General features: G+C 67.3%; 11 protein-coding genes. 4 read left to right on the plus strand and 7 right to left on the minus strand.

The features are described from left to right. Positions 1 to 2289: an acetyl/propionyl/methylcrotonyl-CoA carboxylase subunit alpha gene (locus HTS88_RS12545; RefSeq protein ID WP_174178838.1), complete on the minus strand. Its 2289-nt coding sequence runs from the start codon at positions 2287 to 2289 to the stop codon at positions 1 to 3. 8 nt (positions 2290 to 2297) lie between these two features. Beyond that, positions 2298 to 3905, minus strand: a complete 1608-nt coding sequence (locus HTS88_RS12550; RefSeq protein ID WP_174178840.1) for a carboxyl transferase domain-containing protein — start codon at positions 3903 to 3905, stop codon at positions 2298 to 2300. A 146-nt stretch (positions 3906 to 4051) separates the two neighbouring features. On the opposite strand from HTS88_RS12550, the gene HTS88_RS12555 reads away from it, so the two are divergent. After that, positions 4052 to 4741 carry an SACE_7040 family transcriptional regulator gene (locus tag HTS88_RS12555; protein ID WP_174178842.1) on the plus strand — a complete coding sequence of 230 codons (690 nt, stop codon included), beginning with the start codon at positions 4052 to 4054 and terminating at the stop codon, positions 4739 to 4741. Between the two features lie 75 nt (positions 4742 to 4816). Here the strand turns inward: HTS88_RS12555 and HTS88_RS12560 are convergent, their stop codons facing one another. The 3 genes from HTS88_RS12560 to pdhA are packed head-to-tail and all read right to left on the minus strand — an operon-like array spanning position 4817 to position 8516. Next, positions 4817 to 6328, minus strand: a complete 1512-nt coding sequence (locus HTS88_RS12560) for a dihydrolipoamide acetyltransferase family protein (protein ID WP_174178844.1) — start codon at positions 6326 to 6328, stop codon at positions 4817 to 4819. An 8-nt stretch (positions 6329 to 6336) separates the two neighbouring features. Then, positions 6337 to 7347 carry an alpha-ketoacid dehydrogenase subunit beta gene (locus HTS88_RS12565; protein WP_174178846.1) on the minus strand — a complete coding sequence of 337 codons (1011 nt, stop codon included), beginning with the start codon at positions 7345 to 7347 and terminating at the stop codon, positions 6337 to 6339. Continuing rightward, entirely contained in the window at positions 7347 to 8516 is a 1170-nt protein-coding gene (gene pdhA / locus HTS88_RS12570; protein WP_174178848.1) for a pyruvate dehydrogenase (acetyl-transferring) E1 component subunit alpha, read from the minus strand. Before pdhA ends, HTS88_RS12565 begins: the two co-directional genes overlap by 1 nt. Before the next feature lie 195 nt (positions 8517 to 8711). Here pdhA and HTS88_RS12575 point away from each other — a divergent pair, with 195 nt between their 5' ends. Then, positions 8712 to 9185: an Lrp/AsnC family transcriptional regulator gene (locus HTS88_RS12575; protein ID WP_174178851.1), complete on the plus strand. Its 474-nt coding sequence runs from the start codon at positions 8712 to 8714 to the stop codon at positions 9183 to 9185. Positions 9186 to 9341: 156 nt separating this feature from the next. Then, the gene (locus tag HTS88_RS12580; RefSeq protein ID WP_174178853.1) at positions 9342 to 9896 is read left to right on the plus strand and encodes a hypothetical protein; all 555 of its coding nucleotides are present in this window, start codon (positions 9342 to 9344) and stop codon (positions 9894 to 9896) included. A gap of 77 nt (positions 9897 to 9973) precedes the next feature. Here the strand turns inward: HTS88_RS12580 and HTS88_RS12585 are convergent, their stop codons facing one another. Further along, entirely contained in the window at positions 9974 to 11590 is a 1617-nt protein-coding gene (locus HTS88_RS12585; RefSeq protein ID WP_174178855.1) for a solute symporter family protein, read from the minus strand. Continuing rightward, on the minus strand, positions 11587 to 11967 hold the full coding sequence (locus HTS88_RS12590; protein ID WP_157238621.1) for a DUF485 domain-containing protein: 381 nt from the start codon (positions 11965 to 11967) through the stop codon (positions 11587 to 11589). Before HTS88_RS12590 ends, HTS88_RS12585 begins: the two co-directional genes overlap by 4 nt. A gap of 182 nt (positions 11968 to 12149) precedes the next feature. Here HTS88_RS12590 and HTS88_RS12595 point away from each other — a divergent pair, with 182 nt between their 5' ends. Continuing rightward, the gene (locus tag HTS88_RS12595) at positions 12150 to 13346 is read left to right on the plus strand and encodes a sensor histidine kinase (protein WP_174178916.1); all 1197 of its coding nucleotides are present in this window, start codon (positions 12150 to 12152) and stop codon (positions 13344 to 13346) included. Positions 13347 to 13387 lie beyond the last annotated feature (41 nt).

Consider the following 13387-nt stretch of genomic DNA (forward strand, 5'->3'; position numbering starts at 1 on the left):
CTAGGCTCCTTCGCCCTTGAATGCATCTGTGTCGGTGTTTGTGCCTGCGCCTTCGTCTCCCGCGCGGGGGTGGATGGTGGCCAGCACCTGGTCCGCCTTCACCAGGTCGCCGGGGCGGGCGGTGAGATGGACGGTGCCGTCCAGCGGGGCCACCAGCTGGTGCTCCATCTTCATGGCCTCGACCGAGACGAGAAGCTGGCCGGCCGCAACGGTGTCCCCGTCACTGACCGGAACCGAGACCACTGTTCCCGGCATGGGTGAACGCACCGCGGGATCGGTGGCACCCTCCTCCCGCTGGAGGGCCGCAAGCACCCGGTCAAGCCGCGCTTCCCGGCTCAGTACGTCCAGCCGGCAGGACCAGCCCCCATTGCCCAGGAACAGTTCCGCGGGTATGCCGACAACCGGCGAATCACGTGTTGGGTCCGCCGGGCCGCGGAAGACCGGCGCAATGGAGTACGTACTGGTGCGGCCGTCGAGGGTCAGCACTGCCTGCCGCCGGGAGGGGAATTCCAGCCGTGCCGGCCGCGCAGGCCCGTCCCCCACTGCCACAAGGAACGTCCTTCCGGAAACAGTGCTGTCCAGGGCAGTGCCGTCCGAAGCCGTCCCGTCCGCTTCCGCGCCCGTATCCCGGCCGCCGCTGACACGCACGGCCGCAACGCCGCCGTCGGGCGTTCCCAGGCTGACCAGGCGCGGCGCCGGTGCCCCGAGCCGCCAGCCGTTGCGCGCCTGCCAGGGCCCGGGCGCGGGGGGCGTGTTGTTCTGTCCCTCCATGGCGAGCGTGAAGAGCGCTGCCACCGCCAGCTCGGCGTCGGCAGCCCTCCGGAAGGACAAACCGGGCAATTTGCGTTCGATCAGCCCGGTCTCCAGCCGTCCGGCGCGGACATCGGCATCGTTGATCAGCAGCCGCAGGTATTCCACGTTCGTATCCAGCCCGAGCGCCGTATAGCCGGCGAGCGCCGCATCCAGGGTGTCCAGCGCGGCCGTGCGGTCCTCCCCCCAGGCGATGACCTTGGAGATCATGGGGTCGTAGCTGGAGGAAACCTCCACGCCCTCCATCAGGGATGAGTCCACGCGCACCCTGCCGCGGCCCGTTTCCATTGCCACGCGGGCGGGGGCGCCGGGACGTTGCTGCGGACCGGGCAGTTCGTCCAGCAGCAGCACCGTTCCGGTGGAGGGCAGGAAGTTTCTCTCGGGGACCTCTGCGTAGACGCGCGCTTCCGCGGCGTGGCCGTGAAGTTCGACGTCGGCCTGCCGGACGGTGAGTTCCCCGCCGGCGGCGATCCGCACCTGCCACTCGACGAGGTCTATGCCGGTGACCATCTCCGTAACGGGGTGCTCAACCTGCAGCCTGGTGTTCATCTCCATGAAGTAGAACTGGTCCGGCGCGTCGTCGGAGACGAGGAATTCGACCGTTCCGGCGCCGCTGTAGTTCACGCTGCGGGCCGCGTTGCAGGCTGCTTCACCGATGCGGGCGCGGATGGCGGCGCCGTCGGGCAGGCCCTCGAGCAGCGGCGACGGCGCCTCCTCGATGACCTTCTGGTGCCGCCGCTGCAGCGAACATTCGCGTTCGCCCAGGTGGATGACGTTGCCGTGGTTGTCCGCCAGGACCTGCACCTCGATGTGCCGCGGGGTGGTGACCAGGCGTTCCAGGAACAGGGTGTCGTCGCCGAACGCACTGGCCGCCACCCGCCTGGCCGTGGCCAGCGTGGCCGCAAGGTCTTCGGGGCGCTGCACCACATGCATGCCTTTGCCCCCGCCGCCCGCGGAGGGCTTGATCAGCAGCGGAAAACCCACGCCGGCGGCCGCGTCAGCCAGCTGCGCATCGGTCATTCCCGGCTGTGCCACGCCGGGCACCACGGGGACGCCGTAGCCGGCCACATGGTTCTTGGACCGGATCTTGTCCCCCATGATATTCAGGGCTTCCACGCCCGGGCCGATGAACGCGATCCCGGCCTTTTCCAGGGCCCGGGCGAATTCCACGTTCTCGCTGAGGAAGCCGTAGCCGGGGTGCACGGCCTCCGCACCGGTCCTGCGGCAGGCCTCGATGATCGCCCCGATGTTCAGGTAGCTCTCCGTGGCGGCTGCCGGGCCGATCCTGACGGCGGTGTCCGCTTCGCGTACGTGCCGGGCGCCGGCGTCGGCATCGCTGTAGACGGCCACGGGGCGGATGCCCAGGGCCTTGAGCGTCCGGATCACGCGGCAGGCGATTTCGCCGCGGTTGGCCACCAGGACGGTGCCGAACATGGGCCGGGTGGCGGCGGGGGTGCCGGCCAGGGAAGGGGTGGTCATATGCTCGCTCACATCCTGAAGAGGCCGAAGGAGGTTTCCGGCAACGGCGTGCGGGCCACCACGTCCAGTGCCAGGCCCAGGACGGTGCGTGTGTCGGCCGGATCGATCACGCCGTCGTCCCAGAGGCGGGCCGTGGAGTAGTACGGGCTGCCCTGGTCCTCGTACTGCTGCCGGATGGGCGCCTTGAAGGCTTCCTCGTCCTCGGCGGACCATTCCTGTCCGGCGGCTTCGTACTGGTCCCGCTTGACGGTGGCGAGGACGCTTGAGGCCTGGTTGCCGCCCATGACCGAGATCCGGGCGGCCGGCCACATCCACAGGAACCGCGGTGAATAGGCACGTCCGCACATGGAGTAGTTGCCGGCACCGAAGGAACCGCCGATGACCACTGTCAGCTTGGGCACCCGGGCGGTGGCTACGGCGGTGACCATCTTGGCCCCGTTCTTGGCGATGCCGCCCTGTTCCGAGTCCCTGCCCACCATGAAGCCGGAGATGTTCTGCAGGAACACCAGCGGAATGCCGCGCTGGTCGCAGAGTTCAATGAAGTGGGCCCCTTTGAGGGAGGATTCGCTGAAGAGCACACCGTTGTTGGCCACGATCCCCACCGGGTGCCCGTGCAGCCGCGCGAACCCGGTGACCAGCGTGGCGCCGTACTCCTTCTTGAATTCGTGGAACCTGCTGCCGTCCACCAGCCGGGCGATGACCTCGTGGACGTCGTAGGCGGCGTTGACGTCCGTGGGGACGGCACCGTAGAGTTCCGCCGGCGCAGCCGTTGGTTCGACGGCGGCGTCCACCTCCCAGGCGGGCGGCGCAGAAGGCGGGAGCGTGGACACGATGTCCCGGATGATCTGCAGTGCGTGTTCATCGTTTTCCGCGAGGTGGTCGGTGACGCCGGAGATCCTCGAATGGACTTCCCCGCCGCCGAGCTCCTCCGGGGTGACGATTTCGCCGATGGCAGCCTTCACCAGCGGAGGCCCGCCCAGGAAGATGGTGCCCTGGTTCCGGACAATCACTGTTTCGTCGCTCATGGCCGGCACGTAGGCGCCGCCGGCCGTGCATGACCCCATGACCGAGGCGATCTGGGGAATTTTGGCCGCTGACAGCCGGGCCTGGTTGTAGAAGATACGGCCGAAGTGGTCCCGGTCCGGAAACACCTCATCCTGTTTGGGCAGGAAGGCACCGCCGGAATCCACCAGGTAGATGCACGGCAGCCTGTTGTCCAAGGCTATCTCCTGGGCCCGCAGGTGTTTCTTCACCGTCAGCGGATAGTAGGTCCCGCCCTTGACCGTGGCGTCGTTGGAAATCACCAGCACGTGGCGGCCGTGGACCAGGCCGATGCCGGCAATGACGCCCGCGCCGGGAGCCTCGTTGTTGTACATGCCGTTGGCGGCCAGCGGGGCGATCTCAAGGAATGGGCTGCCGTCATCCAGCAACCGGTCGATGCGCTCGCGGGGCAGGAGCTTGCCCCGGCCCATATGCCGCTGCCTCGACTTTTCCGGTCCGCCCAGGGCAGCGTCCGCGAGCCTTTTCCGCAGGTCCTCCGTCAGCAGCAGCTGCGCTTCGCGGTTCGCCAGGTAAGTGCTGCTGGCGGGGTCGATCCTGCTGGCGAGGGTCTCCATCGACGCGTCCTGTTCCTGTTCCGACCGGGGGCAAGAAAGCCAGCTCGGTTAGTGCCCAATAACTGAAATTCAGGTTAGTCTCGATTAACTGTGATGTCCAACACAACAGCTGCCTTGCTAGACTTCCGGGGTCCCGAGGAGGAATTGTGCCAAGCACCGACGCCGCTGCGGCAAGCAGCACGACCCGGCCCGGCAGCGCAACCCAGCCCGGCAGCGCACCCGAGTCCACCGGCCCAACCCAGCGCAGCCGGGCCAAGGAGAACCGCCGCCAGGCGCTGCTGTCCGCTGCAGCTTCGCTGTTTGCGCTGCACGGGTTCAGCCGCGTCTCCCTGGAGGATCTGGGGGCTGCCGCCGGCGTCAGCGGCCCGGCCGTATACCGCCACTTTCCCGGTAAGCAGGCGGTCCTGGCGGACCTGCTGGTCACCGTCAGCCAGGAACTCCTGGACGGCGGACGCCGGGTGGCGGCGGAAAACGCCGATCCCCTGGCGGCCCTGCGCGGCCTGGTGGCATTCCAGGTGGACTTCGCGCTGGTCAAGCCGGACGTCATCAGGGTCCAGGACAGGGATTTCAGCTGCCTCTCCGATGAGGACCAGGCGGCGGTCAGGACCCTCCAACGGAGCTATGTGGAGGTGTGGGTGGAGGTCCTCGCGGATCTCCATCCGGAGACCGACGCTTCGGAGCTCCGGATGCGGGCCCATGCCACGTTCGGGCTCATCAACTCCACCCCCCACTCGGTGCGCAGCCACGGCCGGAAGATGGCGTCCGGAACCGCCCGGCCCCTGCTCGAAAGCATGGCCCTGGCCGCACTGCTGGCGGACTGCCGAACCACCCCCTGAAGCCCGGAGTTTTTGTCCGGATATGCAGGCTTGAACCGGTGGGAAGCCTGCGGCTCCGGACAAAAACTCCAGGGGTCACACCATGGTCAGCACCAGGCCGGGATCAGCGAGGATGGCACCGACGTCGGCAAGGAAGCGTGAGCCCTGTTCGCCGTCCACCAGCCGGTGGTCGAAGGACAGGCTGAGGGTCATGACCTGGCGCAGGGCAACGTCCCCCTGGTACTCCCAGGGCATCCTGCGCACGGCCCCCAGGGCAAGGATTGCCGCCTCGCCGGGGTTGAGGATGGGCGTGCCGGCGTCAATCCCGAAAACACCGATATTGGTGATGGAGATTGTGCCTCCCGTGAGGTCGGACGGAGGGGTCTTTCCGGCGCGGGCCGTGTCGGCGAGCGCTGACAGGGCTTGAGCCAGCTGGACAAGGGACAGCGAATCCGCGCCCTTGATATTGGGGACCGTGAGCCCCCGGGGCGTGGCGGCTGCAATGCCCAGGTTCACGTAATGGAACGTGACGATCTCCTGGTTCTCCCCGTCCCAGCGCGAGTTGAGGGAAGGATTGCGCCGGAGGGCGATCAGTACAGCTTTCGCGGCCAGGGTCAGCGGTGTGAGCTTGACGCCCGCGAACTCCCTGCCCTCCCGGAGCCTGGCGAGCAGTTCCATGGACGGCGTGACGTCGACAGTCAGGAACTCGGTGGCGTGCGGCGCGGTGAAGGCACTCTGCACCATGGCGGCAGCCGTGAACTTGCGGACACCCTTGATGGCGGTGCGCGTTTCCCGCTCACCCTGGCCGGCCTTCCCGCCACCCTGATCCGCGGCAGCCTCGCCGGGCGACCCTGCCTCCGCGGACTGGCCGTCCATGAAGTGCCGGACGTCCTCCCGGGTTATCAGCCCCTGGGGTCCGGTACCGGTAATCCTGGCCAGGTCCACGCCAAGGTCTTTGGCCAGCTTCCGGACAGGCGGGGTGGACCGTGGGCGCTCGCCTGCGGGCTGGTCGGACGCAGCTGCGAGGTGCTCAACCGCGGGGGTTTTGCCTGTGCCGCGCATGGTTGCCGCGGGCGTCGTGTCAGCAGGCGCGGCCTCCCCACGCATGGTTGCCGCGGGCCTGGTCTCCGCGGCAAAGGCATCGACAGGACCAGCCGCGGGGAAGGTCCGCGGGCGCCGCACGGGCCGGCCGGTGCTTTCGACGACGGCACCGTAGCCTACGAGGTTAGGCTCCCTCCGGGGAGTCCCGGCGGAGCTCTCCCCCGCTGCCTGCCCCGCCGCATCCCCTGCGCCCTTGCCCGCATCCTGGCCCGCATCCTGGCCCGAAGCGGCAGGGGCGCCTGCCGCCGAAGGTGCCGGGCCGGCGTCGTCCGCCACCTCGAAGGAGACGATCGGCTTGCCCACCTCCACAACGGTGCCCGGCTGCTCGTGGAGTTCCTTGATAACCCCGGCAAACGGGGACGGAAGCTCCACCACCGCCTTGGCCGTCTCAACCTCGGCGATCACCTGGTTCAGCGAGACGGTATCGCCCACCCCCACTTTCCAGCTGAGGATCTCCGATTCGGTGAGGCCTTCGCCCAGGTCCGGCAGCCGGAATTCCTTGATCATGGTCGCGCTCATCCTTCCAGCCCGCTGAGGGAGTTCGGCCGGCCCAGGGCACGGTCTACGCCGTCCAGGATCCGGTCCAGGCCCGGCAGGTGGTGCATCTCAAGCTTTGAGTAAGGGTAGGGAATATCGAATCCGGTGACGCGGACTGGTGCCGCCTCCAGGTGGTAGAAGCACCGCTCGGTAATACTGGCAGCCACTTCCGCCCCCAGGCCGCCCGACTGTGCGGCCTCGTGGGTGATGACCAGGCGCCCGGTCCTGCGGACGGAGGCCACAACTGTTTCGTAGTCCACGGGTGCCAGCGAGCGCAGGTCGATGACCTCGATGGAAACTCCTTCATCGGCAGCGGCCGACGCGGCGTCCAGGGCCGTCTTGACCAGCGGACCGTAGGCCACCAGCGTGACATCGGTGCCTTGGGTGAGGACGCGCGCCTCGCCCATGGACATGGGCGAAGTGTGGTCAAGGGACTCGTCAACGTCGCCTTTGTCGTGGTACCGCCGCTTGGGCTCGAAATAGAGCACGGGGTCGTCGCAGGCGATGGCCTGCTGGATCACGGTGTACGCGTCCTGCGGGCTGGAAACGGTGACGACGCGCAGGCCGGACGTGTGCGTGAAATAGGCCTCCGGCGATTCGGAGTGGTGCTCGGGCGAGCCGATCCCGCCGCCGAACGGGACCCTGATGGTGATGGGCATCTTGACTGCCCCGCGGGTGCGGTAGTGGAGCTTGGCCACCTGGCTGACGATCTGGTCGAACGCCGGATAGATGAATCCGTCGAACTGGATCTCCACCACCGGGCGGTAGCCGCGGTAGGCGAGGCCAACGGCGGTGCCCACGATGGCCGATTCGGCCAGGGGCGTATCCACCACCCGGTGCGTGCCGAAGTCCTTCTGCAGTCCGTCGGTCACCCGGAACACGCCGCCGAGGGTGCCGATGTCCTCCCCCATGAGCACCACTTTGGGGTCGTTCTCCAGGGACTTCCGCAAGCCCGCGTTGATCGCGCGGGCAAAGGTCATCTGGGTCATCAGCGTGCACCTTCTTCTGCAACGGCTCCTGCGGGATCACCGAAGGTTGCCAGGTAACGGGCGTAGTGGTCCTGCTGCCGGTCCAGCCAGGAGTTGGGCGTGCTGTAGACGTTCCTGAAGACGTCGAGTGGCTCCGGGGCCGGCATGGTGGTGCAGCCCGCCCGCATCTCGCGTGCCACGGCGTCGGCCTTGTCCTTCACCTGCTGCTGCAGTTCCTCCGTCAGCAGGCCCTTCCGTTCGAGGAGCGCGGCGATGCGGGAGATCGGGTCCCTGGCGGCCCAGTCCTCGAGTTCGTTGGCGTCACGGTAGCGCGTCGGGTCATCCGCCGTGGTATGCGGGCCCATGCGGTAGCTGACGGCCTCGATGAACGTGGGGCCGCCGCCACGGCGGGCCCGGTCCAGGGCCACGCGGGTGGCAGCCATCACGGCCAGGACGTCGTTGCCGTCCACGCGCAGGCTGGGGATGCCGAACCCGGCAGCCCTGTCTGCCAGCTGGATGTGCGACTGGAGCCGGACAGGCTCCGAAATGGCCCAGTGGTTGTTGGTGCAGAAAAACACCACGGGCACCTGGAAGCTTGCCGCGAAGACCATGGCCTCGTTGACGTCGCCCTCGCTGGTGGCGCCGTCGCCAAAGTAGGTCACGGCCACGGAATCGGCGCCGTCATTCTGGATGCCCATTGCATAGCCGGTGGCGTGGAGGGTCTGGGCGCCGATGATGATCTGCGGGGTGGCCATGTTGATGGTGTAGGGATCCCAGCCCGAGGACGCAGTGCCGCGCCATACCCGGAGGATGTCCGTCAGGTCCACTCCCCGGCAGTAAGCCACCCCGTTCTCCCGGTAGCTGGAGAAGACAAAGTCGTCAGTGCGGAGCGCCCGGCCCGAACCGATCTGCGCGGCTTCCTGCCCCAGCAGCGGCGGCCAGAGCCCGAGTTCGCCCTGCCGCTGCAGGGCGGTTGCCTCGACGTCGATGCGCCGGATCACGGTCATGTCCTCGTAGAGGGAACACAACTGCTCGTCAGTGACGTCCCTGACCCAATAGTCGAACTCCGGGTGGCTGATCCGCTCACCGGACGGAGTAACCAGTTGGACCAAATCCCGCCCCTGTCCATGGGGGTGCCGGGCGCTGTCGGGGGCGGCTGGCCCGCCCTGGCCCGTTTCGTCTGTAGACACGATAGCCCGCAACCTTCTCACGTCGTTGACCCGCGGTTTTGGGACTTGTGGCCCCTTCGGCCGCCGGCCGCCCGGGCGCCGTTGCCCCGGATATTTGTGACCCTACTCACAATGCTCAGGAGGTACAACTACCGGCGCGATCCCTGAGCAAAATGCTCTGCGGGAGGGCACGGGACCGTGCTAGCGTTGCGCATTATGCAAGCCTTGGATGGCACCGACGCCCGCCTGCTCTCCGCCCTGGCCCAGGATGCCCGGCAAACGGTGGTGGCCCTGGCCCAGAAGCTGGGCCTCTCCCGGAACACCGTGCAGGCGCGGATGGCGCAGCTGGAGAAGAAACACGTCTTCCTGTCCTTCGAACGGCGCATCAATCCGGCGGCCCTGGGCTACCCGCTGATGGCCTTCATCTCCGTCCATGTCCAGCAGCAGCGGCTCGCCCTGCTGGCGAAGGAACTCGCAGACATTCCCGAGATCCTCGAAGGATATGGCCTGACCGGTTCGGCGGACCTGCTGCTGCGCGTGGTGGCGCTGGACGCCGAGGACCTGTTCAGGATCAACGGGAAAATCCTGGCGTGCGAAGGGGTGGACCGGACCGATACGGCGCTTGCCATGGGAGAACTTATTCCCTTCCGCGTCCAGCCCCTCCTTGAACGCGGCCCCGGACGCACCTAACAGCCGGCGCGCTTTCGCGGAACACACGACGCCGGGGCCGGGCTGGAGCACGACGGCGGCGCCGCACGCTATAGGCTGAATGCCAGTTAATCGGCGGCAGGCACAGCGCCCCGCCTCCAGGCGGTGCCATGCACCATTTTCCGGAAAGGCTCCACCTTGAGCACTCCCCAGGAACCGTTTCCGCCGGGCCGCGCCGGCGCCGCGTCCCCGCAGCCGGCACAGCCTTCCCGCTACGGGCAGGACCAGGGGTCCCCGTTTGGGCTCCCGGGGCAGCCCCCGCCGAAGAGCCGGCGGAAACTGTGGATCATCCTGGCGGGCGCCGGCGGCGTCCTGCTGCTGGTGGTCCTGGGCATCGTCATTCTGGTGAACGTGGTGGGCGGCGCCACCAACCAGGCCAGGGGCCTGGCTGACGGTTTCACCAAGCTGGTCCTCGCCGGGGACAGCTCCAGGGCCTACGACGAGTACCTTGACCCCGCCCTGCAGGAGCAGCTGTCCAAGGAGGCCTTCATTGAAGGCGTCAACAGCCTGGAGATGGATGAAACCTGCACGCCGGACTACAGCGACCTCAAGGTGGCCACCGAGAACGGCGTTAAGTCGGCGGATATCGCGGGCCTGATCACCTGCGACGGCAAAAACGTGGACCTTGCCTACCGTTTCGAGGGCACTGACGATCTCAAGATGACCAACATCAAGCTGCGGCCGGCAGCGTAGTCCCGGCCGGCACAACAAAGCCTCCGCGCCGGGGAACTGCTCCCCGGTGCGGAGGCTTTGTTGTTGCTGCCGTCAGGTCAGTGGTCGACGGCCTTTTCGGCACCCACCCCCGTAAGGGAGCGGACTTCCATTTCGGCCTGCTTGGCCGTGTCCTCCCGATTCTTGTCGAGCGTCGTTCCGAGCCAGCCCAGGAAGAAGGCGAGGGGGATGGACACGATGCCCGGGTTGCTCAGCGGGAAGAGTGCGAAGTTGGCGTCCTTGATCATGGATGTTGCTCCGCCGGAAACCACCGGCGAGAAGATGATCAGGATGATCGCGGAACCCAGGCCGCCGTACATGCTCCAGACTGCACCCTGGGTGGTGAACTTCCGCCAGAACAGGGAGTAGACGATCGTGGGCAGGTTGGCGGAGGCGGCGACGGCGAAGGCGAGCGCCACGAGGAACGCCACGTTCTGTCCGTTGGCAAGGATGCCGCCCAGGATGGCGAGAACGCCGATGACCACAACGGTGCGCCGGGCCACCTTCACCTCGGTGTCGGCGTCGGCCTTGCCCTTGGAAATGACGCTGGCGTAGATGTCATGGGCAAAGGAAGCGGCAGCCGTGATGGTCAGGCCGGCCACAACGGCCAGGATGGTGGCGAAGGCCACAGCTGAGATGAAGCCCAGCAGAAGCGGCCCGCCCAGGTAGAAGGCCAGCAGCGGGGCGGCCGAGTTCACGCCGCCCGGTGCGCCCTTGATGGTCTCGGCACCAACCAGGGCAGCTGCACCGTAACCAAGCACCAGGGTGAAGAGGTAGAACAGGCCGATCAGCCAGATTGACCACACCACGGACTTGCGGGCTTCCTTGGCCGTGGGGACCGTGTAGAAGCGCATGAGTACGTGAGGCAGCGCTGCCGTGCCCAGGACCAGTGCGAGGCCGAGTGACATGAAGTCGATCTTCGAGGTTTCCGTCTTGCCGTACTGCAGGCCGGGATTCAGCACAGCCGGGTTGTTGGCCGTTTCCACTGCGGCGCCCAAGAGGCTGGAGAGGTTGAAGCCGTAGATGGCCAGGACCCAAATGGTCATGACGGCTGCGCCTGCGATGAGCAGGATCGCCTTGATGATCTGCACCCAGGTTGTGCCCTTCATGCCGCCGATCAGGACGTACATGATCATCAGGGCGCCGACGACGATGATTACCAGGGCCTGTCCGCCCCAGTCGCTGATGCCAAGGAGCAGGGAGATCAGGCTGCCTGCTCCTGCCATCTGGGCCAGGAGGTAGAAGAAGCAGACTGCGAGGGTGGAGATGGCGGCGGCGATGCGGACGGGCCGCTGCTTCAGCCGGAACGACAGCACATCGGCCATGGTGAACTTGCCGGTGTTGCGCAGGAGCTCGGCCACGAGCAGGAGCGCGACGAGCCAGGCCACAAGGAAGCCGATGGAGTACATGAAGCCGTCATAGCCGTTGATGGCGATGGCGCCGGTGATGCCCAGGAAGGAGGCTGCGGAGAGGTAGTCGCCGGCGATGGCGGTTCCGTTTTGCGAGCCGGTGAAGGAGCGGCCGGCGGCGTAGTAGTCCGCGGCGGTTTTGTTGTTCCGGCTGGCGCGCAGCACGATCACCATGGTCACGGCCACGAAGATGCCGAAGATTCCCATGTTGAGCAGCGTGGTGTCCTTGAGGGCGGCCACGTCCACCGCTGCGGCGATGCCGATCATTTGTTAACTCCGCTCACTCGGTTGCCGTGCTTGTCGAATTCGTGACCCTCGATCTCGTCCCGGATCTCCTTCGCGATGGGGTCCAGCCGCCGGTTGGAGTAGCTGACGTACCAGCCAGTGATGGCGAACGTGGACACGAACTGGAGCAGGCCAAGGATCAGGCCCACGTTGATGTTGCCCCAGACCTTGGTGGACATGAATTCCACGGCGTAGTCGGCGAGCAGGACGTATGCGAAGTACCACAGCAGGAATGCGACTGCCATGGGAAAGACAAAGCTGCGGTGACGCTTGCGCAGTTCCTTGAACTGCTCCGTCGACTGGACCTGCTCGAAGTCCACGGACGCCGCTGCGTCCGGAGTGTGGGCATCGTTACCCATCGTTCCTCCTCGTTGAGACTTGCCTGAACACACCCAACGGCAGGCCCGGAAGACGGGATACCGCAAATGTGACTGCAATCACTCTGCGGGCTGCATCCCGCCAGTTCCAGAGCCTGCAGGCCTGCGGGCGCTCAACGGTCGGGATGCTGCGACAAACGGCACCCGCGGCTACGCTGGGCACCATGCCGGACTCCCCCCTCCTGACCGCCGCGGCCGTGGCAGTCATCGCCATGGCCATCGCCGTCGTCGTCGGCGTGGGGCTCAAGGTGCTCAGGTCCTTCCGCGACCTGGGCACGGATGCGGAACGCGCCACCTACCACACCCTGCATGCCGCTTCCCAGGCGGGCCAACACCTGCGCCGTGGCCTCAACCCCGCCGGCGCTGCCAAGGCCAGCCGCCAGCTGCGCACCCTGCTGGGCTGTGACGCCCTGGCCATCATGGACACCTCCGGTGTGCTGGCGTGGGACGGTACCGGCGAGGACCTGAAGCCGCGCATGATGGACCTTGCTGCCGGCGTCCTGGCCAGCGGCCGCACGGCCGTCCTTCCCGCCGGGGACGCCGGCGCCGCGACGGAGGCCACCGGCGGTCCGCTCGCCGCCGTGATCGCACCGGTGCGTGCCGGCACCCGGGTGGTGGGCGCCGTCGCCGCCTTCGCTCCCTCCGCCGGCGCGGGACTGGTCAGGGCCACCAGCGAAGTGGCGGACTGGGTGGCCGTGCAGGTGGAACTCGCGGAGCTGGACGCCTCCCGCACCCAGCTGATGGAGGCCGAGGTGCGGGCCCTGCGCGCGCAGATCAGCCCGCATTTCATCTACAACTCGCTCAATGCCATCGCATCCTTCATCAACACCGACCCCGCCCGCGCCCGGGAGCTGGTGGTTGAGTTCGCCGACTTCACCCGGTATTCGTTCCGGCGGCACGGGGACTTCACCACCCTGGCTGAGGAACTTCGCTGCATCGACCGGTACCTGCTGCTGGAACGGGCGCGGTTCGGCGAGCGCGTCCAGGTGAGCCTGAGGGTAGCTCCGGAAGTGCTCAGCACCGTGATCCCGTTCCTGAGCCTGCAGCCGCTGGTGGAGAACGCGGTCCGGCACGGGCTCGAGGCCAAGGAGGGGCCGGGACACATCAGCATCACCGCCAACGACGCCGGCGCGTTCGCGGAGGTGACCATCGAGGACGACGGCGTGGGCATGGATCCGGAGCAGCTGCAGTCCATGCTGGCCGGGCACACGGACGGCGAGCATGTGGGCCTGCGCAACGTCGATGCCCGCCTCCGCCAGGTTTACGGCAACGACCACGGGCTGGTCATCGAGACCGCGCCCGGGGAAGGAACCCTGATCACCATGCGGGTCCCCAAGTCCCAGCCCCGGCACGATGCATGACCCCGCCCGGACCGCACAGCGTACCGCCGGCGCCTTGCCCC

Origin of the sequence: Pseudarthrobacter oxydans, assembly GCF_013314975.1 — a bacterium.
Classification (GTDB): Bacteria; Actinomycetota; Actinomycetes; order Actinomycetales; family Micrococcaceae; genus Arthrobacter; species Arthrobacter oxydans.